The 24,413-nt window shown below is 39.0% G+C and carries 21 protein-coding genes and 1 riboswitch; of the genes, 9 read left to right on the forward strand and 12 right to left on the reverse strand.

Annotation, left to right across the window (positions count from 1 at the left end; translation table 11 throughout):
• Positions 1–3: 3 nt before the first annotated feature.
• The 5 genes from QUE09_RS06745 to QUE09_RS06765 form a co-directional block, all read right to left on the reverse strand.
• Positions 4–882: a dTDP-4-dehydrorhamnose reductase family protein gene (locus QUE09_RS06745; protein ID WP_286235435.1), complete on the reverse strand. Its 879-nt coding sequence runs from the start codon at positions 880–882 to the stop codon at positions 4–6.
• A gap of 66 nt (positions 883–948) precedes the next feature.
• Positions 949–1,746, reverse strand: a complete 798-nt coding sequence (locus tag QUE09_RS06750; RefSeq protein WP_286235436.1) for an acyl-CoA thioesterase — start codon at positions 1,744–1,746, stop codon at positions 949–951.
• A gap of 76 nt (positions 1,747–1,822) precedes the next feature.
• Positions 1,823–3,016, reverse strand: coding sequence for a serine hydrolase domain-containing protein (locus QUE09_RS06755; RefSeq protein ID WP_286235437.1), 1,194 nt, complete (start codon positions 3,014–3,016; stop codon positions 1,823–1,825).
• A 178-nt stretch (positions 3,017–3,194) separates the two neighbouring features.
• Positions 3,195–5,756 (reverse strand): phosphoenolpyruvate carboxylase, encoded by a 2,562-nt coding sequence (gene ppc / locus QUE09_RS06760; RefSeq protein ID WP_286235438.1) that lies wholly within the window; start codon positions 5,754–5,756, stop codon positions 3,195–3,197.
• Positions 5,757–6,121: 365 nt separating this feature from the next.
• Positions 6,122–6,454 (reverse strand): hypothetical protein, encoded by a 333-nt coding sequence (locus QUE09_RS06765; protein ID WP_286235439.1) that lies wholly within the window; start codon positions 6,452–6,454, stop codon positions 6,122–6,124.
• Positions 6,455–6,593: 139 nt separating this feature from the next.
• Positions 6,594–6,676: riboswitch (cyclic di-GMP riboswitch) on the forward strand.
• Positions 6,677–6,762: 86 nt separating this feature from the next.
• On the opposite strand from QUE09_RS06765, the gene QUE09_RS06770 reads away from it, so the two are divergent.
• Positions 6,763–7,815, forward strand: a complete 1,053-nt coding sequence (locus QUE09_RS06770) for a hypothetical protein (RefSeq protein WP_286235440.1) — start codon at positions 6,763–6,765, stop codon at positions 7,813–7,815.
• Between the two features lie 79 nt (positions 7,816–7,894).
• Here QUE09_RS06770 and QUE09_RS06775 read toward each other — a convergent pair whose 3' ends face one another.
• Complete coding sequence (locus QUE09_RS06775) at positions 7,895–8,947, reverse strand: aldo/keto reductase (RefSeq protein WP_286235441.1); 1,053 nt, start codon at positions 8,945–8,947, stop codon at positions 7,895–7,897.
• A 9-nt stretch (positions 8,948–8,956) separates the two neighbouring features.
• Positions 8,957–10,048, reverse strand: coding sequence for a c-type cytochrome (locus tag QUE09_RS06780; protein WP_286235442.1), 1,092 nt, complete (start codon positions 10,046–10,048; stop codon positions 8,957–8,959).
• Positions 10,049–10,412: 364 nt separating this feature from the next.
• Between QUE09_RS06780 and QUE09_RS06785 the strand changes: the two genes are divergently transcribed.
• The gene (locus QUE09_RS06785; RefSeq protein WP_286235443.1) at positions 10,413–11,330 is read left to right on the forward strand and encodes a M14 family metallopeptidase; all 918 of its coding nucleotides are present in this window, start codon (positions 10,413–10,415) and stop codon (positions 11,328–11,330) included.
• A 65-nt stretch (positions 11,331–11,395) separates the two neighbouring features.
• Positions 11,396–11,968: an elongation factor P-like protein EfpL gene (gene efpL / locus QUE09_RS06790; RefSeq protein WP_286235444.1), complete on the forward strand. Its 573-nt coding sequence runs from the start codon at positions 11,396–11,398 to the stop codon at positions 11,966–11,968.
• A 261-nt stretch (positions 11,969–12,229) separates the two neighbouring features.
• On the opposite strand, the gene QUE09_RS06795 is transcribed toward efpL, so the two are convergent.
• Together QUE09_RS06795 and QUE09_RS06800 are read right to left on the reverse strand one after the other, a co-directional pair.
• A complete protein-coding gene (locus QUE09_RS06795; RefSeq protein ID WP_286235445.1) occupies positions 12,230–12,766 on the reverse strand; it encodes a hypothetical protein in 537 nt (178 codons plus the stop codon).
• Between the two features lie 17 nt (positions 12,767–12,783).
• On the reverse strand, positions 12,784–15,315 hold the full coding sequence (locus QUE09_RS06800) for an ExeM/NucH family extracellular endonuclease (protein ID WP_286235446.1): 2,532 nt from the start codon (positions 15,313–15,315) through the stop codon (positions 12,784–12,786).
• Positions 15,316–15,845: 530 nt separating this feature from the next.
• Between QUE09_RS06800 and QUE09_RS06805 the strand changes: the two genes are divergently transcribed.
• The 4 genes from QUE09_RS06805 to hpf all read left to right on the forward strand — a co-directional run bounded on the left by QUE09_RS06805 (position 15,846) and on the right by hpf (position 18,451).
• Positions 15,846–16,787 carry a DUF808 domain-containing protein gene (locus QUE09_RS06805; protein WP_286235447.1) on the forward strand — a complete coding sequence of 314 codons (942 nt, stop codon included), beginning with the start codon at positions 15,846–15,848 and terminating at the stop codon, positions 16,785–16,787.
• Between the two features lie 37 nt (positions 16,788–16,824).
• Positions 16,825–17,661: an HDOD domain-containing protein gene (locus tag QUE09_RS06810; protein ID WP_286235448.1), complete on the forward strand. Its 837-nt coding sequence runs from the start codon at positions 16,825–16,827 to the stop codon at positions 17,659–17,661.
• 94 nt (positions 17,662–17,755) lie between these two features.
• On the forward strand, positions 17,756–17,932 hold the full coding sequence (locus QUE09_RS06815; RefSeq protein WP_286235449.1) for a DUF3545 family protein: 177 nt from the start codon (positions 17,756–17,758) through the stop codon (positions 17,930–17,932).
• A gap of 183 nt (positions 17,933–18,115) precedes the next feature.
• Complete coding sequence (gene hpf / locus QUE09_RS06820) at positions 18,116–18,451, forward strand: ribosome hibernation-promoting factor, HPF/YfiA family (RefSeq protein ID WP_286235450.1); 336 nt, start codon at positions 18,116–18,118, stop codon at positions 18,449–18,451.
• 221 nt (positions 18,452–18,672) lie between these two features.
• Here the strand turns inward: hpf and QUE09_RS06825 are convergent, their stop codons facing one another.
• The 3 genes from QUE09_RS06825 to QUE09_RS06835 form a co-directional block, all read right to left on the reverse strand.
• Positions 18,673–19,596, reverse strand: a complete 924-nt coding sequence (locus QUE09_RS06825) for a histone deacetylase family protein (RefSeq protein WP_286235451.1) — start codon at positions 19,594–19,596, stop codon at positions 18,673–18,675.
• Positions 19,593–21,461 (reverse strand): GNAT family N-acetyltransferase, encoded by a 1,869-nt coding sequence (locus QUE09_RS06830; protein ID WP_286235452.1) that lies wholly within the window; start codon positions 21,459–21,461, stop codon positions 19,593–19,595. Before QUE09_RS06830 ends, QUE09_RS06825 begins: the two co-directional genes overlap by 4 nt.
• A 100-nt stretch (positions 21,462–21,561) precedes the next feature.
• Positions 21,562–21,777, reverse strand: a complete 216-nt coding sequence (locus QUE09_RS06835; RefSeq protein WP_286235453.1) for a dodecin — start codon at positions 21,775–21,777, stop codon at positions 21,562–21,564.
• Positions 21,778–21,939: 162 nt separating this feature from the next.
• Between QUE09_RS06835 and QUE09_RS06840 the strand changes: the two genes are divergently transcribed.
• Both QUE09_RS06840 and QUE09_RS06845 read left to right on the forward strand, forming a co-directional pair.
• Positions 21,940–23,007 (forward strand): ketoacyl-ACP synthase III, encoded by a 1,068-nt coding sequence (locus QUE09_RS06840; RefSeq protein WP_286235454.1) that lies wholly within the window; start codon positions 21,940–21,942, stop codon positions 23,005–23,007.
• 60 nt (positions 23,008–23,067) lie between these two features.
• Complete coding sequence (locus tag QUE09_RS06845) at positions 23,068–23,712, forward strand: GNAT family N-acetyltransferase (RefSeq protein WP_286235455.1); 645 nt, start codon at positions 23,068–23,070, stop codon at positions 23,710–23,712.
• Positions 23,713–24,413 lie beyond the last annotated feature (701 nt).

Raw genomic sequence — 24,413 nt, forward strand, 5'->3', positions numbered from 1 at the left:
CTTTTATGGTAAGTGAGGTTTCAATACCTCTGTTATGGCTTGCTTAAAATTACGTGTATGGTTGATGCCTAATTGCTTTAAGCGCGTGTCTGATAAAGCACAATCATAAGGTCTATTTGCCGTTTGAGTTGGCGTCGGTAGCGCAACGAGTTGCTTACCTTCCAAGTTAACTGCTGATGCGAGCAATTGCGCTATTTGGTATTTAGTCATGCGCTGTTTATCAGATACGTGATAAATACCGTGGCATTGATTTAAGGGAAGGTTAATTAAGTCTGCTATAGACAATGCAATATCTTCGACATGTGTTGGATATCGAATTGCCCAATCGTCATGCTTACTCTCTTGCTCAGCCTTTATTTGCTCTGCTATAACGGTAACCGCAGATTCTGCTAAATATTCAACATCGCCATACAAAACGGGTACACGAATAATAGTGTGTTGATTGCTGATCGCTAAAACAGCTTGCTCTGCTTGAGATTTGCTTTGCCCATAAAAATTTAATGGTGACGTTTGGGCGTTTTCTTCATATGGTGCGTTATTACCATCAAAAACATAATCAGTACTAATGAAGAATAATTGAATATTTTGTTGTTGGCAGCACTGAGCTAAGTGTTTTGAAACGTTAACATTTAAATTTATCGTAGCTTGGTGATCTGTTTCACAAATATCGGGTTTACGTTCTGCAGCCGCATGAATAATAACGTCAGGTTGATGCAGTTCAATAAACGTACTAACGGCCTCTTCATTTTGTAAATCGAGTGGTAGAATAGGTGGTTTGGCACGGGTAAAGCCAGTACCAATCACTTGAAAAGATTGAGAGAGTGTTTTAACAAGCGCTCGGCCAAGCAGACCTGTAGCACCGGTGATCATGACGCGTTTCATAAACAAGCATTCCTTTGTAAGAAAAAAGGAATTATATCAGTCAATTATGGTGTGTGTTAAGATTAGTTAGCCAAATACCGCGACGACTTGTTTTGAAATTGCGAGTAGTTGTCCATTTTCATGCCAAAATTTTGCCTGCTCATGTCCATAGCCGTGTTTAATGTGATGTGCTTCTGTTTCACTGGCAACCCATTGCCCGCTGTCGAATGCTAATTCAGGGTTAATAAATTCAATATCCCAGCTCATTGTGCTAGCAGGAACAGGTAAACGAAGCATTTGAAACATTGTTGGCGGCCAAGCATCCATGAGTGCAATGAGATATGCCATTTTCATTTGCTTAACTGGCTTAGAAATTTTCGACCAGCCATGAATAATAGGGTCCTGATTTTTCGTCACTGACAAACTGCCTTTATTAAACGCATAGTCAAAATGTTGCACAAATTTAGGTACAACTTTCGGGATCATAGGAATAAATTTGGGCTTGTTAGGAAAAGGCATGGTATGAGTATCAGTTGCAACTTGGTGTAATACTGAATCACGGCTAACACCAAAACATACTTGTACCATTACGCCAATAGTACCATTTTGCGACACTTGCGCGACAATTTGACTGACATTCTTACCGGTGCGTAATAATGTCGCCGTAATTGTTACAGGTACTTCAGGACTTAACGGGCCGATAAAGTTGCAGTGAAAAGCTCTGACTTTTCTGTCGTCTTCTATTAAATTCTCAGCAGCTTGATAAGCTAAAGCTGCTGATAAACCACCATATATTGTCCGACCTTGGCTCCAATTTTTCGGTATGGTCAGTTCGTATGCTGATTGTTTAGTTTCAAATACATGAAAGAGATGTTCTATCGACATAGTGCTCAAAATCTACTGGTCTGATGAGTTGAGTGTAAATCAAATCATCTCTTTTTTAAAGTTGATTTATCAGCTGTTAATCGCGTGCCGCTAATTTTGGTGCGAGTTGGTCATACACCAATGTCCAAAACTCGGTCGATAGTTTGTTAATACTGTTACTTTCGGCATTCATTAGCATGGCAAACCCAATATCTAATTCAGGGGCATATGCAATATCGGCTCTAAAACCTGATACCCAGCCAGAATGATAGATGAGTTTTACGGTACCAAATTGATAAATACGCCAACCGTAGCCATAGTGGGCGTCTTCAAGATGCTCTCGCCAGTATAGTCGACGCATATCCTTTTTGGTTTTTATACGCGGCGTCGTCAATTGAGCAAGCAAATTTTTAGGTAATGTTTCTGGTGCATAGCCTAAGTTTGCGATCAGCCATTTAGACATGTCAGCAATACTTGCATTTACACCCGCTGCGGTGGGGACTTTATAAAAGTCTGGAGTAACATTAACGGTGCGCCAAATATTACGTTTTATTACCTTGCCGTTGCGATCGTATTTGTTTGTGCGAACACGCTTTCTTAACACATGGGGTTTGGCGGCATTTATTTCATTACGGTAAACGCCAATTCCAACAGATGCATCTTTCATGTCTAGAGGCGCAAAAATACGTTGCTTTAATAGTGATGAATAAGACTGTTTCGTCGTACTTTCTATGGCAGGTTGTAACATGCCATAGGCAATATTTTGATAACCATAACATTTTTCAGGTTCGCATATGGGGCTTACTCGATCAAAGCGACCGATAATTTTATCAATACTCCAGTTTTCATGTAATAAATTGTCATAGGCGTTTGGCATGAGCCCTGTTGAGTGACTTAATATATGGTGCAATGTTATTTTTTGTGCCGCTTTAGGTTGTGCAAGATTAAAGTGCGGAACGTATTTCGTAACTGGGTCCGTTAATTTAAGTTTATGTTCATTAGCGAGCATGGTTACAAGGGTAGAGGCGAAAGGTTTCGATACAGACGCTAAACGAAAGACTGTATTTGGCGTAATTTTATGGGTTTTTTTCTTATCTACATAACCAAAGGTTTCTGACGCAACAACGCGGTCACCTTTAACGACCGTATAGGCGACGCCTGGAATGCTTTGTTGCTTTATTTCTGATTTAACTAGCGCATGAAAATGTTGATTAATAGTTTCTATCTCGTTAGCCGCTAGATAAAACGCACTCAGATTAAAAGCAAGTAAACAGAATATTTTAAACCGCATATTATTATTATAGTGTTGATTTGAAAGCGCATCATAATACCGAATGCATACTCAAATAAAAAGGAAATCAGTCAGGATAGATGTTGCAATATTTTACCAAACTAAAAAATTACATTGTTGTTAAAAGGACTTGTTTAAAAAAGGTGCAAATGGTGCACCTTTTTTAAACGCAGGCGAGTTAGCCAGTATTTCTTAATCCCGTAGCAATACCTGCCATAGTAACGGTTAGTACCTGCTCATTTGCTAATGTATCCGGAGATTGACGCAGGCGTGATAACACTTCAATTTGCATTAAATGTAGTGGTAGTAAGTAGGGCTGGCGTAACTTAAATGAATTTAAGTTCCAAGGATCTGATTCCATGATTTCTTGTTGCCCTAAGAGAGACAATACCGTTTGTTTGTCTTTTGCTAGCTGGGTTCTTAGTCCTTCACCGATACTTTTTAGATCCGGTTCGACAAGTGCTTGATCATATAATGCTGAAATCTGAGGCTCTGATTTTAAATACACCATTTCAATCAGTGATAATCGCGCTCTGAAGTAACGCCAGTTTTCTAGCATAGTCTGAATTGTTTTCGCATCTTGTTCTGATACGTTAGACAACGCTTGTCCTAGGCCTAGCCAACTCGGTAATACCAACCTATTTTGACTCCACGCGAAAATCCATGGAATTGCTCTTAGTGATTCAATTCCGCCATCGACCTTTCTTTTGCTTGGGCGAGAGCCGAGTGGCAATGACGCAAGTTCTTGTTCAGGTGTTGCTTGACGGAAGTAGCGGACAAATGCAGGTTCTTTTTGTACATAATGGCGATATATATCGCAGCTTTCTTCAGCAAGTTTGTCCATGAGTTTACGCCAATCGTCACTGGGTGTTTTTGGCGGGGTAATGAGGCTATCGAGTATTGCACTTGCGTATAAGTGCAAACTTCTAACGGCTAAACTCGGTAAGCCAAATTTATAACGAATTGTTTCGCCTTGCTCTGTTACTCTTAGACCGCCGTCTAGCGTGCCTGGGGGTTGAGACGCAATTGCGGCATGTGCTGGTCCACCACCACGACCTATCGTGCCACCTCGACCATGAAATAATTTTAAAACCGTATCGTGGTTTTTAAACACGTTAACGAGCGCTTCTTGTGAATGATATTGCCCCCAAGCAGCAGCTAACACGCCGGCATCTTTGGCAGAGTCACTATAACCTATCATGACATAATGTTTGTTATCACATCGCTGTTTATAGGCGTCAATTGCAAGTAATTGATCCATCACTTTTGCGGCATTATTGAGATCGTCTAACGTTTCAAAGAGTGGTGCAATTGGCATCTGCCAGCTTACGTTTGCAGTCTTTAGAAACAGGTTAACGATAAGTACGTCACTGACATTACTTGCCATCGAAATAATATAAATGCCCATCACTTCTCTGGGTTGTTGTGCAATGAAAGCAAACGTGTCTAGTACTTCTTGTGTTTCTTGACTCCAAGCTCTATTTGGAACAAGCGGTCTAGGATTATTAATTTCTTTTAACAAGAACGCGATTTTTTCTTTTTCTGTCCATTGTAAATAATCGCCTAGTTCTAGTGCGTTTAGTATTTCAGCTAGTGCGCTATCATGTCGCTCACTATGCTGCCTTACGTCAAGCTTCACTAATGAAATGCCAAAACATTGTACTTTGCGCATTAAGTCAATGATATGAGAGTCAGCTATGCGCGTTAAACCGACCTCAAGTAAACTGTCTCGGCATTGTTTTAATGGTAAGTAAAGCTCATTTGCACTTGCGATTGTGCCATTTGTTTCGTTATTTTCTAATAAGCTAATTGTTTGCTTTAACTTTTCAATAACCGGTTTTAATACTTGTCGGTATGGGCCAATTTCATTCACATCATTTGCTGCTAAGTCGGCTGTCGCTTTACCCATTGATAGCTCTAAATAGAGTGTTTCAAAATCTTGTAAATACAGTTGCGCTGCCATTAAACGAGCTTGCATAATGGCTTGCTGGCTTAGGTTTGCAGTAACGAAAGGATTGCCGTCACGATCACCTGCCATCCAACTTGCCATCGTTAAGGGAACACAAGACTCAGGTAATGGTTTACCTATTATCTCTTGGCTAAAGGTGTCTAATTCGCGCACAAAGTCTGGTACAGCATGCCATAAGCTATCACTGATGGTGTTTAATCCCCAACGAGATTCATCAAGTGGAGAAGGGCGGTTATTACGAATTTCTTGCGTGTGCCAAGCTTGTTCAATCAGTTCATTGATACGGTCACCTAATTCATTATCATTACTGTCTAGCGCTTGTGCGATTTCATGATACTTATGAATGAAAGTACGTCGATTGACCTCAGTAGGGTGGGCGGTTAACACGAGTTCTATTTCTAATTGTGATATTGCTCGCTCAATTGCTTCTGCCGATTTGCCATCGAGCTTGTTTTTCAAATCATCTAATGGATGCGGTAAGTCTAGTTCAGCGAGACCTTTATCACTGGCAGTATATTGTTGTTCAGCAATATTCGCTAAATTTAGGAATTGGCTAAAAGCTCTAGCATGGACGGTTAGTTCATCGGCATCCAGATCTCTAAATTTCTTTTGAAGTGCCACTAATGCTTGGCTATCACCGTTGGTTGCCTCTTTAGAGAGGTGACGAATCGCTTCTATTTCGTCAACCCATTTAGCACCTTTATCATTAGCAATGGTTTGGCCTAACGCTTCACCTAGTTTTCTTACATTATTGGAAATAGTTTCTAGCATAAATGTACCTATATGTAATTTTATTACAACAAATGGTGTTTACTTACTCTACGAGAAAATGGGGTTAAATCCAATTAATATTTGGCTTTAATCATTTTTTTCTGAAATTCAATATAATTTAGTTGTACTAAAATGGTGTTAAATTACGTAAATTAAAGCGGTAGGGCTTTTAAGTAGCAATTTATTTGAGCTTTTGCATTTTATTGTAGTGCAGTAATGCGGTTTTTGAATACTTGTCGTGAGGTAATGTGTGTTTCATGTTTGTACTAAGTTGATATTAGAGATTAAAGCGTGTTAATAAAACAACACAAGCGTTGCGTAATTAACGCATTATTACTGGGAACATCGCACTTACAACATCAGTGCTACTGCATAAAGTTTAATAGATGAGGGCACGGCACGGTGGGCAACTCAAATGTAACGCTTGCTCCTTGTAGTTGCTCAAGAATAACATTATCAAAACTGAGTATTTCAATGTTATTGAGAAATGAGAAACTTTGATGGTCAACAGCATTGGCGATAAAGGCGACTTCTGTTACTAAAAACTCACTACTTTGTTGTGAGGGTATTGTTGCTTTATCTGCGAATAAGTCGGTGTAACCCTCTATGTAGAGTCTTTCTTGTTGGCTGTCGTCTGCAAAGAAATAGTTCCCAACCCCATCGTCAAAACCATTGCTAAAGTGCCATTGACTCAACATTAATGATTGTCATCAAACATAATTGCAGCTGCAAAACCACTGAAAGTGAAGGGGAAGTATTTTATAGACGGGTAGATACGCTTAAGTTATATAAAGTTTTGACTTATATGCGCTTTTAGTTTTATTATGGCTGTTAACAGTTTGTAAAAGGCAAGTATGGTGAAATCCATATACGCAAAGTTTCCGACCTAAGGTATATACTATGGTAGCGGGACTGCAGAGAATTGAACCTTCCCAATCCTTGTCTTTTTGTGAAAGTGACGCGTCTAGCGATAGCGATAATTTAAAAAGATCACAAGGATAAAGCCATGAGTAATTACTTCTATAAAGTAAGTAAACGCATAAGTTTTGCCATTATGCTCACTAGTAGCAGTATGGCGTTTGCTAATATTTATGACCTTCAAAACAATTTAGCGTCGTTTAGTCCTGACAATGCCCATTTTTCTCTACTAGGCTTTTCAAATAATAATGTTTTAGCGCACGAAAACTCAATGATTTCATTTCCTGTTGGTGAGCTTAATCAACGCGGTATGCAATTAGAAGTTATTAGTGACAATAACGCTGTTTCAGGTGTTCTGAGTCAAAACGAACTACTTGTGTATATAAATGAGGTTGATGAGGATATTGCGGTTACTGTTCGTGTAGTAAATGTGGCGAATGTAATGGAAACCTCCTTATCATTTACCATCAATGTTGTTAATAAACCAACATTGGCTATTGATAATTTTGGTACCACGCAGTTTGCATCGAATAACATTGCAGATGTTATTGTTGGTGATACTCAACGATTTCTCTCTGGGTTTTCAGGAGGAAGTTTTACGGGTAATTTTGGCCATAGTTTGGTTAAAGTTAGCAATGCACCGCTTGTTGATATGGGCGCATTTAAAAATAGTGCCCCAAATGTACACCAAACGAGTTTCGGTGTGCCAATTGGACAGTCAACCCCTATGTTTTATCAGACATCAAAAATTGCACCATCGTTTGCTTCAGTTAAAGCAATATCTACATCGTTTACTCAAACTCAAAATACATCTTTTGTGCCATCAGCGTTGATAGCACTTGGGCAAGAAAAAGCGAAAGAAATTGCTAAAAGATCAGCGGAACTTATTGTTAACAATAATGCTTCTAGTCCTCAACAAACGGAAGAAAGCCCTAGTATAGATCAACCAACAAAAAATGAGGTTGAGGTTGGTAACGACGAAAAGTCTCCTCAACAGGCGCAAGATGATCTGTTGGTGTTCAACCCTGTGAATAATGAGCAACCGGCGGCGGTAAAAATACCAGAGCCAAATTCGTTTGTTTTAATGTTACTTGCATTGATAACAGGTGTTTCTGTGTGGCGATTTAAAAAGCGCTCATAAAGATAACGCCTCAATCGATTAAGGTAAGTCGATTGAGGTGTTTGCTTTAAATTTGTAATACGTCCAACTTATCGCTTGCTTAAAAAGGAGAAGGGTGAGCTTTTAACCATGCGTTTATACGCAGTAACGTTTCTTCTGTTAAGGTAATGTTAAACGCGTCTATGTTTTCTTTTAATTGCGACATGCTCGTTGCACCTATGATGGTAGACGTTACCCCGTTTACTTGATCAATCCATGCTAATGCAAGTTGAGCCGGTGTTAATTGAATCGAGTTTGCTAAGTCACAAAATGCCGAAATAGCAGTTTCAACATTTTGGGTATCGCGGAAAAGCCCATGTCTTTGCATTAACGTCCAGCGGCTTCCTTCTGGTCTTTTACCGTTTAAATACTTACCTGTTAGTGCACCGGTTGCTAAAGGTGACCAAGGTAAATAAGCGATATCCTCATGGACACAGTTCTCAATTAAATATGGCCAATCTTTAGTGTGCAGTAAACTAAATTCATTTTGGATAGAAACCATACGCGGTAAGTTATGTTGTTCACTTAGTTTTAAATATTGATTAATGCCCCAGGGGGTGTCATCTGATAATCCGCAATAACGAATTTTTCCTGCGGTTACACATTCCGCCAGTCCCAATAGAATATCATGCATTTTCTCTATTTCTTCTTGGGCGTTCATATTCGTGTAGTTGAGCATGTTAGGCCAATGCTTGGCAAAATGTGGTGAACTATAGTTTGGCCAGTGCAATTGATAGAGGTCGATGTGATCAGTATTGAGCCTGCGTAACGAGTCATTAACTGCTTGAATAACCGTCTCTTTAGATATATCACTGCCACCTCTAATATAAGAAAGACCAGGACCTGCTATTTTGGTAGCAATAACTAAGTTGTTACGTCTCGTTGGGTTTGCTTTTAAATAATGACCAATGATTGCTTCCGTTTTACCATATGTTTCGGCGTTAGGGGGGATAGCATACATTTCGGCTGTATCGATAAAATTAATACCTTGGTACTGGGCATAATCAAGTTGATCGTTTGCCTCTTGTTGATCGTTTTGTTTCCCCCAGGTCATCGTACCTAAACAAACACGAGACACTTCTAGTGTGCTACTACCTAAACGTACATATTTCATGAAAACTCCTCAATCGGTAAGGTTATTAATATCACCGCGCGTTACTGGGTACCCTAGATGCATCCAACCGAAAATGCCTTCCCATAAAACGGCTGTTCGGGTATATCCTCTGTTTTTTAATTTATTAATGACATGATCGGCTGCAGCGCGAGGGCAGGAACAATACGCCACTATTTGTACATCTGTTGGTATATCTTCAACCATGATATCAAGATCCGCATAGTAAGGAAGCGGCACCGAACCTTTAATATGCGCCGTTTGCCAAACAGAAGTTACGCGAGTATCAAATAGTACCATGCGTTGTTTTTTTTCTAGCGCCTCATTAAGATCTTCTGCCATCACGTATTGGTTATCTTTTAATGAAAAGCTAGGATCAGCTCCTTTAGGGTTGATGACATAATTCTCTGGTGTTGGCAGTGATTTTAAAATGGGCTTGGTATCTTGCCAGCCACTTGCTTTACTGCGCAAAAAAGCAGTGATATTGTCGATTTCTTGGTCTGTTAAAACGCCTTGATATGCTTTCATCGGCGTATTTTGTCTGCCGTGCCTAATGGCATATCGAATGAATTCATCCGTGTTATGTGCCAATGCTGAAGGGTTACCGAGTGCAGGGGCGGTAATACCTTCGCCGTTTTTACCATGGCAGGTAGCACATTCTTTTTGATAACTTTGAGCGCCTTTTTGAATATCTCCATGTACGGGGTTGGTCGAAAGCTTTATACGATCTACACCAGCTTGTTCGAAGAGCCAATAGGTTAAATTCCAAGTTTCCGCCAACGTCATTGGACCGCCAACCTCGTCTAGGTAGCCGCCCATCGGGGTACCTGTTCTACCATAAGACATAGGCCTTAAAATCGCATGTGGTACACCTGATTGAAACAAACTTGCACTTTTTAATGATGGGGCGTGGTCGTTTACATGCCCTTGTCTTTCTTTTCCATGACAAAGCGAACAGTACTTTTGATAGTTTTGCTCAGCAACTTTCGCTTGTTCTGGTGTAAGCTTTCGTGGTGGAGGCATGGTTTCATAATCTTGCGCAATAACAGTAAGGGATCCCAAAATTACAGATAAGCTTATAAGTGTCGTGAGTAATTTAATCATAAGAAAGAATTCCTTTTGTTCTGTTATTTTGTGTGCTGTTCATTCAAGCAAAATATAAGGTGCGTTGATCATATAGTACAGTCAATTAGGCGCAAATAAATGTAACAAAGTTATCATGACTAAGATTAAGGATGTGTTTAAGCATTGAATGAATTAGTCAGAAATATTGTTTTTTACAGTGCTAATATGCACTTATCAAACATAACTGTTTGTGATGTTATCGTTTATTTAAATATGAAGTCATTACAATAACAAGCCTCGAAGGAAAATTTCTACTCATTTGCTGTTTGAGTCGCTTATGGAGGGTGATAATTGTCATGCTTTCGGTATAATCGCGTCAACGCAGTAAAAAGTTGAATATATTATGCAAAACGAAAAGGCTTACGCTATAGGCACACCCGGTAAAAAATGGGGTGAAGAAGAAAAACTACAATGGCAAAAATTACAAACAATAAAGCGTAGTTATCAGCAAGAAGTTGTCAGTAAAATTGAACAATTAGGTGAAAAATTCAACATTACGCAATATGGGGCGTTGTCATTTGATGAACAGAGATATCCTTTATTTGCGCTAACCTCGCAACACTTTGATGATTGTAAACCAACGGTACTCGTAACAGGTGGTGTGCATGGCTATGAAACTAGCGGTGTGCATGGTGCATTATTATTTGCACAGCAATTTGCAGATAAATATCAAGATAAAGTTAATTTTGTTATTGCTCCTTGCCTCAGCCCTTGGGGCTATGAAACGATTAATCGGTGGAACCCATTAGCAATCGATCCTAATCGCTCATTTTATGCTAACAGTCCTGCTCAAGAGTCAGCAAAATTAATGATGTTTGTTGAAAGTTTGGGTACGCGTTTACTGGCGCATTTTGATTTGCATGAAACAACAGACTCCGATAATACTGAATTTAGGCCTGCACTAGCAGCGAGAGATGCTGAAACGCACGATAACTGGAATATTCCCGATGGTTTTTATTTAGTAGCAAACTCCGCAAAGGCTGAACCAGACTTTCAAAAGGCTATTATCGAAGCAGTATCTAAAGTAACGCATATTGCCCCTGCAGATGATAATAACCAATTAATAGGTGTACCTTTATCACAAAAAGGTGTAATAAATTATGATGCGACGCCGTTAGGGCTATGTATGGGGTTTAGTGATGCAACGTATGTAACGACCACAGAAGTTTACCCTGACAGCCCTAAAGTAGATGCTGATAATTGCAATTTGGCCCAAGCAACGGTTATTACAGCTGGGTTAGATTACATACTAATGCAATAGTATTCATGGTGAAAAGAAGCGTTGTTTTTCAATCTTCTTTCTAAGTAAATTTAAGGAACAATAGCATGCCAAAGGCAAGTGAAGTAAAGAAAAACCAAGCCATAGAACACAATGGCGGTGTTTACATTATTAAAGATATCGAACGTTCAGTTCCGCAGGGAAGAGCTGGTGGTAGTTTATACCGTATGCGTATGTATGACGTCGTTACTGGCGGCAAAGTAGATGAAACATTTAAAGATGTTGATATGCTTAACTACGCTGATTTGATCCGTAGGCCGGTAATGTTTTCATACATCGATGGCGAAGAATATGTTTTTATGGATAATGAAGACTATACGCCATACAACCTCAACAAAGATAACATTGCCGATGAGGTGTTATTTATTAACGAAGCAACACCAGGTATTCAAGTGATACTAGTCGATGGTGCGCCAGTAGGTTTGGATTTACCTACAAGTGTTGAGCTAGAAGTAGTAGAAACGGATCCTTCCATTAAAGGAGCGTCGGCAACGTCGAGAAACAAACCTGCCACATTATCAACAGGGCTTATTATTCAAGTACCTGAACACATATCTACAGGTGATGTAGTTAAAATAAATACCGAAGAAAAGAAATTTATGGGGCGTGGTGATAAATAACTCTGGTTTACACTAAACGTTTAGAGCAATGTTACCTCGATTAACTGTTCTTAACGTGTGAAGTTATATCGCACGTACATTGTGTTGTCGGTTTTGGTAATATTGGACCTATGTTTGTCATCATCTAAGTCTGTATCGCAAGCCTTAAACTATTACCACGCAGTTTATGTTGTAGCTCATTTAGTGATATGTATTATGTCTATTAGTACAAAGCGCCTTGTAAAAACAAAGCGCTTTTTACTAGTTTTTACACGCTGAACGTTAGCATGCTTTATTTTGATGTATCAGACGTCTATATAGTGTTATATAGCAACACATTGCTAATAATAACCATGTTGCAGGTTCATGTACTGAGGTGACTAGTTCGGTATCGTTGATATCAAATTGCCTTACTGCACTAATATCAAAAGTAGCACTAAAATCGCTAAGTGCGGTGAAGTCGGCAATACCTAGTTTAAATGCGGGTAATGGAACTTCAGAAGCGTCAAACCACCAAATTGCAATGGATAATACATTGTCATGTTTTACTGCTATGTCGGTAAATAGCGCACCGAATGCGGGAAATGGTGGAGCAATAACAGCTGCATCAAAAGTAAAGTCGTTAAATGACAGCAACGTGTTATCAAATATAATATCTACTTCTAATGTTGCGGTATCCTCATGCAAACTTTCTGCAGTTAACGATAAATACACGTTGTCATTTTCGTTATATTGCGTGTTTTCTGTGTCTAGTGTAATAAATCCTGCGTGAGCTTTGATTGATAGCAATAAGCAAAGTGCAATTAAAATATTTTTCATGTTTGTGTCCTTTATTGTTATTCAGTTGCGCATCGAGTGCGGGTACAAAGTTTCATGTAGCCGCGAATATCGCGACGTGATAGTTGCTTATCACCATTAAAGTCATAGGCAAGGTCGGTTAGTTCACCAGAGGAAATAAGCGTTAAGAAGAGGTTTAGATCTAAATTGTCTATATCGCCGTCTTGGTCTAAGTCTCCAAATAGTGTTGAAAGCGACATTTCTATCACTATTGGGTCATGATCTGATGAGCGATATACATCAGGTGCATAATATTTTGTATGATGCACAGGTGTTTGATGCGCCATACTGTAATCAAGTACTCGAGGTTCGTCTGCATTTATTGGCCAAGCGACAATATCAACGACTTGTTTTGTTAACGTAGCGTTGGCTAGCGCATGATCTAACTGTCCAAGTTGACCATTAAATATGTAACTGTAGTTATTTGATTTACCTAGGGACGTGAATAAATCATTAAAACCATTTTGGGAAAAAGTTGTAATGGGATCTTCTTTTAAATAGGCATTTAAATCACCTATGACTAATATTGCTTTATCCGTATATTCTTGATTTAAAAATTGTGACACAGCACTTGCGGCACGTGTTCTCGTTAGGTTGCAATTACCTTGACCATCATTTTTGTCAAAGTCGCCTAAGCTATCACAGTTACTGCCTTTGGATTTTAGGTGGTTAACGGCAACGACAATTTCGCTATTTGATGACTTATGTGAGAACAATTGCGTTAGCATCGGTCTGTTTTTAGTGTCGAGAAATAGCACGTTTCCTTGTTTATCAAGCGCAGAGTTTGCGCTGTTGAGTACTTTTGCTGGTGCTGACGGTGAAACCGTAGCGACTTTGTAAAGTATACCTACAGCTATCGCATCATTTCCCATTTCACTGCGTTTTGGGATAATAAACTGATATTCTGGGTTGTTAAGATAATCATTTAACCCTTGGGTTAGATCAGCAATGGCAGCTTTCTCGTTATAGCCATCATTTTCAATTTCCATCAAGCCTACAATATCTGCATCTAACGCCGCAATTGCCGCAATAACTTTCTGGCGTTGTCGCTCAAATTCCAGCTCATTTTTAGCACCTCGGGCAGTTGGAAAACCTCCGCCTTCACCGTCACCATTAAAGTAGTTAAGGACATTAAAACTAGCTACTCTCAGGTTTCCAAGCGTTTCTATATTTGGCATCGCTTGACGGGCATTAGTTGGCTGGGTGTTTAATGGTACTGTCGACAATATTTGATAATCACCAAAATGATAAGACAATATTCCATCAATTAATGTTACCGTATCGCCGCTGCGCAATGAGTTTATAGTGGTTAATTCAGGTGCGGGTGCTGGTAAGTATTCAGGGTTTTGAACAGTCTCACCATCATCGATAACGATAGACATATTCGCATTTTGGTTTGCTAACTGATTTGCAGCCTCACCAGGGGATGCAATCTGTGTAGGTGTAAATAAACGTTCAGGGGCTACTTCAAATTGTCCATATCTACCGTAATTGTATGTATCTGTAACAATAGCTTGTGATAATGAAACGCGCATACCTTCTAGAGATTCTCGTTGCGCGGTTGTTAATGGTAAGGTAATCGTTTGAGCAACAGGTAAATTGACATTCGATTGGCATATCGTAAGAGCATCTATATTTGAAAGTTGTGTTAAGTTATTGTACTCACTAACTTTTGCCTTAATTCGGATGCGATCGCCAGGATTAACTTGTGTCGATTGATGATAAACGAATACACCTTCTGAAGTCGCATCATTATTGTCTATTTCGTTGTCGGCACTTTGGAGAAAAAAGCCTTTGTAACCTGTTTGTTGTAATGTGTGAGTAACAACGCCCTCAGTCCAGACTACTTGCCCTGCAAGTGGCGTATTGTTGCTGTTTCCTTGTATACTTGCGATGCTTGTGAATGTATCGTTACAACGCGTGTTGTCTTGGTTATCACCTCCACCGTCAGTATTTCCGCCATCATCACCGCCATTAGTTGAACCGTTAAATGTATGTTCGCCTAGGTTTTCCAATGTATTGTTGTCATACCCTTGCCATTGATCGGCGGGGTTAAAGTCGTCAAAGGGATTGATGTCGCCAGTGGAGATTGTTGCATTTCGTATTAGCGTATTATCTTTCGTACTGGTTAACGATGTTCCCCATTGGCTACCAGGATCTTGTCCAACTTTACCAATAGAATCAATGATAATACCATTTTTCTTTAGCACGATAGCATCATCACCATTAAACAGTAAATTTCCCGTTTTTAAATCGGTTGTTGCGCTAAGATCTATATCTGTATGAGCGACGACAAAAGTGTTTTTTGCGGCAACCGATCCTGAAAGATCTATTGTCCTACCAACGACAGATTTACCGTTAAAATAGATTTCAATCTGATAGTTTGTTAAATCTACATTACTCTCGCTGGTATTAAACAACTCTATTGCTTTGTTGTAACTACTTCCTTCTATGTACTCTGAAATAAGAATATCTGCCGATGCTGTGGTAGAAAGCAGGGTAGATAAGGCTATTAGGTTTATTTTATTCATGTGATTTCGCCATTATCAATTGGATTTAGGTTTATAAGCTTTTAAAAAAGCTGACCAAATGGTAAGTCTTTATCGTTAAGGAATTGTTAATGGTCTATGTCTTCTTTATTAAATATCTATGTCAGATTTATGAAAGGTAATTACTAACAAGGTTTCAAACATTTTTTATATATTGAATTAGAGCGTGTTAACCTTTGCTGTTTGAGTTTTGTTCAAATTAAACACCTTCTGATCGCGGCACTTGGTTTATTGCATAATCATTCTATGGTTAGTTTTAAGTAACAAAGAGCAGGAGGCGTATAGTTGAATCCTTCGCTCTGTACCTGCTTGGCATTTCTACTGCGTTACGCTTTACTGGAGTAGAATAACAACACGGCGTAAGCGCTGCCTTATATAAATACCAAATAAATTGCAGCAAAAGTAAACATGAAAGATCAACACGCTCTAGTAGGTTATTCATCATTAGTCACTGTTTTTAAATTCTACAATCGTGCTAAAGTGAAGAGAGACTATTTTGTTGAGGATTTAATGTGCCAGCGGTTAACTTACTAGCATTAATAGATGATATTGCCACGGTTTTAGATGATGTTGCTGTTTTATCTAAAGTAGCAGCCAAAAAAACGGCAGGTGTGCTAGGTGACGATTTAGCCTTAAACGCGCAACAAGTATCAGGTGTTAAAGCGCAAAGAGAATTACCCGTAGTGTGGGCGGTTACTAAAGGCTCTTTTCTTAATAAATTGATACTTGTGCCATTAGCGCTCTTGATTAGTGCAATATACCCTCCTTTGATTACAGTACTAATGGTTATTGGTGGTCTTTATCTGTGTTATGAAGGTGCGGAAAAAATCGTCCATAAACTCCGACAAACGCAGGAGGAAAAGTTAACGCATCATCGGCAAGTTATCGAGCATTTAACAAGCGAAAGTGTCGATTTAGTAACACTTGAAAAAGATAAAATTAAAGGCGCAATTCGTACCGACTTTATATTATCAGCAGAGATCGTTGTGATAGTGCTTGGCTCTGTCAAAGAAGCAACATTTGAAACTCAGGTTGCGGTACTCAGTGGCTTAGCTGTGGCCTTTACTGTTGGTGTATACGGCCTAGTTGCTGCTATTGTTAAACTTGATGACCTAGGCTTATATTTACTGAGAAAGTCAAAATCAGGCGGTTTTAACCAATTACAAAGAAGTGTCGGACGATCGATATTAATTTTTGCGCCTATGCTTATGAAATCATTGGCAGTCATTGGTACATTAGCCATGTTTTTAGTAGGGGGGGGCATCCTCGTCCACAGTTTTTCTTTTTTACATCATTTTTCACAACATGTTGCCGAAATGGTTATCAATTATATTGGTAGCGGTGGAACAGCGGTTATAGGGGTTGTACATGACGGGGTAGTAGGATTAATTGCTGGACTCCTAGTACTGGCGGTAATGGAGATATCTGCCAAAATTAAGCGCAAGGAAAATTAATATTAGCGTATAATTTAGTGTTATTTAAGGGGACAAAATGAGACAAACCGTAGAGCAGTATATAGCGGATTCACAAGAGCTTTGTGTGTTGCCAGATATCTACTTAAAATTAAAAAAACTAATCGCTGATGAAAATGCAACCTTAGCAGATATTGCAGAGGTTTTATCGCTTGAGCCGGCTATTGCTTCAAAATTACTAAAAATCGCGAATAGTTCTATTTTTGGTTTTCCACGAGAAGTTGTTTCTATCGATCGCGCTTTGATGATATTAGGTACTAAAGAAGTGGAAAATCTCATTGAAGCTTATGGCATCACCGCAGCGTTCTCAGGTATAGATCCAAATATTGCTGATATGGATAGGTTTTGGGAAATTAGTGTTGATTGCGCGCTATTGACGAAGTTTTTTGCTCAGAAACTCAACCTACCAAATGCTGAAAGCCTTTTTCTATCGGGGTTATTTCACAATATAGGCGCACTAATTCTTGTACATTTGGCGCCGAAACAGGTGAAATATAGCGAAGGGTATAATAAGTCTGAGACACCTTGGGAGCGTCAAAAAGATGTGTTAGGTTTTACGTATTCAGATTTAAGTGCTGCATTGTTAACATCTTGGCAGCTACCAACGTTAATTGTTGAGCCAATTGCACAATATCAAGATGCCTATCAAAATGAATTGTCAGACAGTGCTAGTCTACTTTTTGTTACCACTCGATTGGCCCTTATTAATTCACATCCTGGGATGTATGCTAAAAAAACATTTTTAGGTACCCATTTACTCGAAAAACTAGGGTTATCGTCAGATGATATTGAAGAAGGCTTACGTTACTGTAATCAGCAAGGTGTAGAAATATTAGCGGTACTTGAATTAATTTAAGCGTTTAACGCTGTCATTTAACTGTCATGTTTTTTTCAAAAAATGGTCATATATACTGTCTACATTGAAGCCATCATGAATAATGTGGAAGTAGATGATGGATTCGATAGACTTAAAAGACATTGAAAATTTTGACTTTGATGAATTAGAAATTCGTGAAGCGAAAGTGAAGCTTAAAACGCGAAAGCGTAAATGGCGCGAAATTGAAAATATAAAGGAAGTTAGGCGTTTACGAAAAGAGTTAGCACAGTATGAGAGTTACGAAATATAAGTCAAAGTACTTTTACTAGCGTGTTGATGTCAGCAAAAAACTGCCAAAGTAAGAATGCATTGATACTGATACATTTAAGTGAAAATATTTTTATTTTTACTATTGTTTTTTATTTTATTGCCCAGAAGTAAGTAAGTAGAGATGTTTATCTCTGTTTCTTTTTTTCAATGAAGAGGGTGTAAAATGAAAATAACAGTTTCAGGTCATCATGTAAAAATTACCCAAGCAATAAAACAAGCAATTGAGAATAAACTAGCAAAAGTCGCAAAACATTTTCCAGATATAATGACGGTTGAATCGGTTGTTAAGGTTGAACCAAACCAACAACAGATTGAAGTTATTACGCAATATGAAGGACAAAAAATTACTGTTCGTGCAGCAAGTAAAGAACTTTATAAAGCGATAGCAGCGGCTGCGAAAAAATTAGAAGCAGCATTAAAGCATCGAAAAGGGTTGTTACAAAAGAAACAACATCAAAAATATAGAGTGCCACAATCAGATATGTTTCAAACCAGTTAACATAAAAATGCCGCATTAATATGCGGCATTTTTTTATTGTTAGTTTAAAACCATTTCCTCTGTCGTGCTGTCGGCACCCCGACAATATAACGAGAGAGATAAACAATAGTTGAAAGTATTTTACGATGAAACACAGTAAAAGCTGAGAGAAATAAGCGCCCTTACAGGGAGCCTGGTCGAAGCCACCTATTATGCAGGTGGATTACTTACTGAATGACGGGTTAATTACCAATTAACCCATTTATATGAGCAACAGCGCAGCGACCGAGAGCACTTAAAGCATAACCACCTTCTAGTGTTGATACTATTCGGCCATTTGCATAAGTATCAGCAATTGATTTAATTTGTTCTGTTACCCAGCGGTAGTCGTCTTCAGTTAAACTTACTTGTGACATTTCGTCTTCTATATGGGCATCAAAACCTGCTGAAATAAAGATAAACTCGGGTTTAAAAGCATGCAATTGAGGTAACCATTTTTCGGTAATTATTTTTCTAAACTCGGGGCCTTTTGTGGTTGCCGCAAGTGGTGTATTGATAATGGGTGGCGTGTCGCTTTCTTGCATTTCAAAAGGGTAAAAAGGATATTGGTAACTTGAGCAAAACAATACTCCTTGTTTATCTTTAATAATGTTTTCCGTACCATTGCCATGGTGTACATCGAAATCGACAATTGCGACACGCGATAGACCAAACTGTTGTTTTACGTATTCAGCGCCAATAGCAATATTATTAAAAATACAGAAGCCCATACCTTTATCGCGCTCTGCATGGTGCCCTGGTGGGCGAGTAATGCAAAATGCTGAGGTTAACGTTTCATCCATGACACGATCAATTGCATCTTTAACTGCGCCCGCGGAATAACGTGCAGCCTCTAATGTTTTTGGGTTCATGGCTGTGTCATCATCTAACCTGAAAACGCCTTCTTTAGGCGCATTTTCAAAAATATAGTCGACATAATGTTTATCATGGGCTAACAAAAGTAAGTCTTTATCGATAGGTGTAGCGTCAAATTGCTTGATCACATATTCCAGACCACTTCGAATTAATTGATCTTGAATAGCATCGATACGCGCCGGAGACTCAGGGTGATATTCACCGACAATATGACCACTACAACGATGATGGCCAAAGATACCTACAGTCATGTAATTTCCTTTAGAGCTGATTGTTGCTCATCGAGCGTTAGGTTCAATGATATCTCATCGAAATCTTCAGAATAACCTCGAATAAAACCTGCATTTTCAAATACTTTCAACATTGGGGCATTATCTCTTCTTACACAAGCGACAAGTTTAGATAGTTTACGTTTTTTGGCAATTTTGATCATTTGTAATAACAATGTTGTTGCCATGCCTTTACTTCGCTGGGTTTCCCGAATAACAAAGGCAACTTCTGCAGCATTTGCGGCTTCAATATAATAATAACGACCTACAGCCTGAATAACTTCGCCTAAATGATCGCGCTGCGTAAAACACAATGCAAGATCTTTATGTTGGTCAACACTTACAAGTTGGCAAGAGTTCTCTCGTGTCATTTGAGTTAAGTGATGGTTGTAGCGCATCATTAAGGTTTCTTTGGTGTGAGAATAAAAGAATTCTTGGAGTCGGCGCTCGTCAGATGGACTCAACGGGCGTAGAATGAAACGTTCACCACCTAGGGTGAATTTTTTAAGTTCTATTTCCCCTAATTCAGGGACAGATGTCGGGGTATTGTCTTGGTATGCAGGCACCCAATAATGTTCACGCACTTGTTGTAGTAAAGCTTCTCTGAATTTTGGGTGAGCAATGCGTATTAGTTCTAATGCACGCTCTCTTATACTTTTACCAATTAAGTTAGCGATGCCAAATTCTGTAACGACGTAGCCAACATGCCCGCGAGAGGTAACTACTCCACCACCTTCTGTAATATGAGGGACGATCCGTGAAATAGTGCCGTCTTTTGTTGTAGAGGGCAGTACGATTACCGGCTTTCCACCTTTACTTAACCAAGCGCCTCTAACAAAATCAACTTGTCCACCTATACCGCTATAAAACTGATGACCAATAGAGTCTGAAACGACTTGACCTGTAAGGTCAACCTCGATGGCGCTGTTGATAGAGACCATATTTTCGTTTTTTGCGATGTTTACCGGAGAGTTTACATGTTCAGATGGGTAAAACTCTACATGCTGATTTTGGTCTACAAAGTCATATAGTCGTTGTGTGCCTATGCAAAATGTAGTGACCGTTTTACCTTTGTGAAAGGTTTTTCGGCGGTTATTTATTACACCGCTTTTCATCAGGTCAATAATACCATCAGATATCATTTCGCTATGGACACCTAGGTCTTTATGATTAATAAGGTATTTAAGTACTGCTGAGGGGATTTTGCCGATGCCTACCTGAATTGTGGCACCGTTTTCTACTAACATTGCAGCATATTGACCAATACGTTCGCTTACTTGATCGATTTGTTGATCAGGGATTTCAGGCAATGGCTGTTCTGCTTCAAGCCAGGCGTGTATTTGATTGACGTGAATAAAACTATGGCCATTTGTGCGTGGCATTTTCGAGTTAACTTGCGCAATGACAAACTTAGCAGACTTTACCGCAGAGGCGACAACGTCAACGCTAACGCCAAGAGAACAATAACCATATTCATCAGGAGGGCTTACCATCACCAAGGCTGCATCAAGCGGCAATATATTTTGTTTGAATAGCGTTGGAATTTCGGAAATAAAGCAAGGAGTATAATCAGCACGTCCTTCTGCTACAGCCTCTCTGACATTTTGGCCGCCAATAAATAGCGTATTTACTTTAAAAAGGTCTTTATGCTCAGGTTTAGCCCAAACATTTTCGGAAAAAGTGAGAATGTGAACGGTTTCGATATCGTGCAACTGCGCACTATTATCAATTAAATTATCAATTAATGCATTGGGAACTGCGGCATTTGAACCGATAAAAATACGGTTACCTGACTTAATATAATCTTCCCAATGGACGGGGCTTCCTGCTTTGTTGGTTAATTGCATTTTATGGCGTTCTTCTTATGAATGATAAATGAACTGTCAGTCAAAACATTAGCGTATTGGTTAAGCTAATGTTTTGATATAACGCAAAAAATATGAGTAATCAACTGTTTTTAATTCGAAAACCAATTTTCAACGTTACTTGAAAGTGTCCTACTTTACCATCTACTATGTGTCCACGTGTTTCAACCACTTCAAACCAATCCATATGGTCGACAGACTTGCTGCATTCTGCCAATGCATTGTTGATGGCATCTTCTATACTGGTCGTTGAAGAACCAACAAGTTCAACTTTCTTGTAGGTGTGATGATTCGTCATATTGCTTCCTTATTTTGCTGTAGCTAAGGTAAATATAGTCTAAAAAAGGTCCACTTTTTGATTAGGTCACAATTTATCGTAGACTTGCAGTGCGTGTGGTTATAGGATCATTACAATAACTGGTATGAACAGTTAACCAAATTCAAATGTATTAGATGATTTATGACGTATGCTGCAATAAAAGGCTGGGGCAAGTGCCTACCACCTGCAAAACTAACTAATGATGACTTGGCGACCTTTTTAGATACGAGTGATGAATGGATTACATCACGAACGGGAATGAAAGAACGAAGAATTTCTCATGTACCTGTAAGTGAATTGGCGTATGTTGCATGTGAACGGGCATTAGCGGCTGCAGGAAAAACGGCCCAAGATGTCGATTTAATTGTTTTTGGTAGCACCACATTTGATGAACTTTGTCCAAATGCTGCTTCAAATGTTCAACGTATGTTAGGTGCTGAACGCGCAGCTTGTATGGATGTTAACACCGCTTGTACAAGTGGCATGTATAGTTTAACGACAGCAACCGCAATGATTAAAAGTGGCGTTGTACGTTCAGCCTTAGTTATAGGTGCAGAAGTTATCTCTCCGATTATGGATTGGAAAAATCGTGATGTAGCGGTTTTATTTGGTGATGGTGCAGCAGCACTTTACTTAGAAGCATCTGAGCAGAAAGCTGGGGTGTTGGCTGAGTCACTTGGTTGTTTTGGTGAGTCACGCGATATACTTGCTGTAGAAGGTTGGGGAATGAAGTATGCGAATAAAGGGCGTGTACTTGGCGATGCGCATTGGAACTTCATTGGTCAAGAAATCTTTAAAAAAGCAGTTGCAGGTATGGCACATGGCTGTGAATCAACACTTGCTAAGCTTAATTTAACTGCTGAAGATATATCACTCGTTGTGCCGCACCAAGCGAACTTACGTATTATTGATTCGCTGGCAAAAAAGCTATCTTTGCCAAGCGAGAAAGTTTTTGTAAATATTGAGAAGTACGGAAATATGTCTGCAGCCACGGCATTGGTTGCATTTGTTGAAGCAATAGAGCAAGGGGACGTTGAAGCTCATTCGCATATACTTATACCTGCTTTTGGTGGCGGATTAACGTGGAGTGCTCATGTGGTTTATTTTGATCTGAAACCAAGGGCAGAAAGTACCTCTAATGTACAACTACCAGCAACAAATAAGAGCGCGTTAACATTAGTGGAAGAAATTATACAAGCAACATCGTAATTTGATTTCTAATTTAATTTACTGCTATTGTTTAGAAAAACAACAATAAGAGGATAGTAAATGTCTCAAGCAATCACTAATGCCACAAAAGATGATATCAAAGCGGCGTATTTGACAGCTGAAGAGTTGAAGTTAGCCGTATCTTTGTTATATCAGGCTTACCATGATGACCCTGTTTTTCTAGAGATATTCAATGGAGAGAAAAGTGATTATGAACAACGCCTACGGTCCTCTATTAGAGAAGAGCTAAATGCCTTTTGGCAAGCACAACAGCCTATTGTTGGTCTTTATTTAGGTGAGACCATGGTAGGCGTTGCTTGTTTAAATAATTGTAATGATGGCGTAACGGCTGAACGTTTTTGGCATTGGCGGCTAAAAATGCTTCTGGGAGCAGGGTATTTTAGTACTAAGCAAATGATCGAAAAGGAAGAGACAGTCATGTCTGCTGTACCAATGACAAATTTTCATATTTTGTCATTTATAGCGATACATCCTTTGCATCAACATCATGGCTTCGGTCATTACTTAATGGCTGCAGTAAATACACTACTTGATGATTACCCTGAGAGTGAAGGGGTCGCCGTTTATGCTACTAACGAAAAATACAAAGTGTTCTTTAAAGATGTGGATTATGAGTTTATTAAAGAAGTAACTGTAGGTAATGTGAGTGGTTCTTTAATGGTACATTATCGACAAAAAGCGTAAAGCCCTGTAGTAATTGAGCCGAAAGGCAAAATATTAACTCATTTGTGTTTGCTTTAACTCTTAAATTTAAATAGGCACACGATTATCATATTGCGTCGTATTTACGGCGCAATTCTTATGAAAACACCTTCGCGTTTAAAAACTACTAAATTATCATGATTTGTGATGTATCTTGCTAGTGCAGATATAGGAGAGTAACTGCGTAAGACATGTCTTACATTGGCGTGAGATATAAAGTCATTTCATCCAGATTTTTGGAAGGGACTTTATGATTACTATTTGATTTTTAAGGTAATATCTTTATTTCTTGTCTTTACAAAAAATTTACAAGCAATTAAACATTATTATTAGGCCTGCTAAAAAATAGCATTCAGCGTAATATTAATCATGTCAGGACGACATTGACTAGGACGGTCAAGAGCACCTGAATGCTCGCAAAGGAATAATCTCGGGAAGAGATTGAATGTTAGCTACATGGATAGCTTCACGGAAGATTGTTAGTAACATGGATGGTTTAGGGAAACTGATACGGCTGAGGACGGCTGTTTAGATGGATCTTTAAGGATGTTGATGGAATTAACAAAGGAAAGGCTAGGGACAGCTGTTTAGGGATGAAGCGGGAAATTGATATGCAGGATGCATACAGCTAGTTAGAGAAATGCGGCTCATTATGGGCCGCATTTTTTCTTTTGCTAGGTTGT

It is taken from the genome of Thalassotalea sediminis (assembly GCF_030295915.1).
Taxonomy (GTDB): domain Bacteria; phylum Pseudomonadota; class Gammaproteobacteria; order Enterobacterales; family Alteromonadaceae; genus Thalassotalea_C; species Thalassotalea_C sediminis.

Excerpts from the sequence above, each read along its gene's own strand:
- QUE09_RS06830 (WP_286235452.1), bottom strand. The coding sequence starts at position 21,461 with ATGCAATTAACCAACAAAGCAGGAAGCCCCGTCCATTGGGAAGATTAT.
- QUE09_RS06810 (WP_286235448.1), top strand. The coding sequence starts at position 16,825 with ATGAGACAAACCGTAGAGCAGTATATAGCGGATTCACAAGAGCTTTGT.
- QUE09_RS06795 (WP_286235445.1), bottom strand. The coding sequence starts at position 12,766 with ATGAAAAATATTTTAATTGCACTTTGCTTATTGCTATCAATCAAAGCT.
- QUE09_RS06745 (WP_286235435.1), bottom strand. The coding sequence starts at position 882 with ATGAAACGCGTCATGATCACCGGTGCTACAGGTCTGCTTGGCCGAGCG.
- QUE09_RS06780 (WP_286235442.1), bottom strand. The coding sequence starts at position 10,048 with ATGATTAAATTACTCACGACACTTATAAGCTTATCTGTAATTTTGGGA.
- QUE09_RS06845 (WP_286235455.1), top strand. The coding sequence starts at position 23,068 with ATGTCTCAAGCAATCACTAATGCCACAAAAGATGATATCAAAGCGGCG.
- efpL (WP_286235444.1), top strand. The coding sequence starts at position 11,396 with ATGCCAAAGGCAAGTGAAGTAAAGAAAAACCAAGCCATAGAACACAAT.
- QUE09_RS06815 (WP_286235449.1), top strand. The coding sequence starts at position 17,756 with ATGATGGATTCGATAGACTTAAAAGACATTGAAAATTTTGACTTTGAT.
- QUE09_RS06770 (WP_286235440.1), top strand. The coding sequence starts at position 6,763 with ATGAGTAATTACTTCTATAAAGTAAGTAAACGCATAAGTTTTGCCATT.
- QUE09_RS06800 (WP_286235446.1), bottom strand. The coding sequence starts at position 15,315 with ATGAATAAAATAAACCTAATAGCCTTATCTACCCTGCTTTCTACCACA.
- QUE09_RS06765 (WP_286235439.1), bottom strand. The coding sequence starts at position 6,454 with ATGTTGAGTCAATGGCACTTTAGCAATGGTTTTGACGATGGGGTTGGG.
- QUE09_RS06775 (WP_286235441.1), bottom strand. The coding sequence starts at position 8,947 with ATGAAATATGTACGTTTAGGTAGTAGCACACTAGAAGTGTCTCGTGTT.
- QUE09_RS06835 (WP_286235453.1), bottom strand. The coding sequence starts at position 21,777 with ATGACGAATCATCACACCTACAAGAAAGTTGAACTTGTTGGTTCTTCA.
- QUE09_RS06750 (WP_286235436.1), bottom strand. The coding sequence starts at position 1,746 with ATGTCGATAGAACATCTCTTTCATGTATTTGAAACTAAACAATCAGCA.
- ppc (WP_286235438.1), bottom strand. The coding sequence starts at position 5,756 with ATGCTAGAAACTATTTCCAATAATGTAAGAAAACTAGGTGAAGCGTTA.
- QUE09_RS06825 (WP_286235451.1), bottom strand. The coding sequence starts at position 19,596 with ATGACTGTAGGTATCTTTGGCCATCATCGTTGTAGTGGTCATATTGTC.
- QUE09_RS06755 (WP_286235437.1), bottom strand. The coding sequence starts at position 3,016 with ATGCGGTTTAAAATATTCTGTTTACTTGCTTTTAATCTGAGTGCGTTT.
- hpf (WP_286235450.1), top strand. The coding sequence starts at position 18,116 with ATGAAAATAACAGTTTCAGGTCATCATGTAAAAATTACCCAAGCAATA.
- QUE09_RS06840 (WP_286235454.1), top strand. The coding sequence starts at position 21,940 with ATGACGTATGCTGCAATAAAAGGCTGGGGCAAGTGCCTACCACCTGCA.
- QUE09_RS06785 (WP_286235443.1), top strand. The coding sequence starts at position 10,413 with ATGCAAAACGAAAAGGCTTACGCTATAGGCACACCCGGTAAAAAATGG.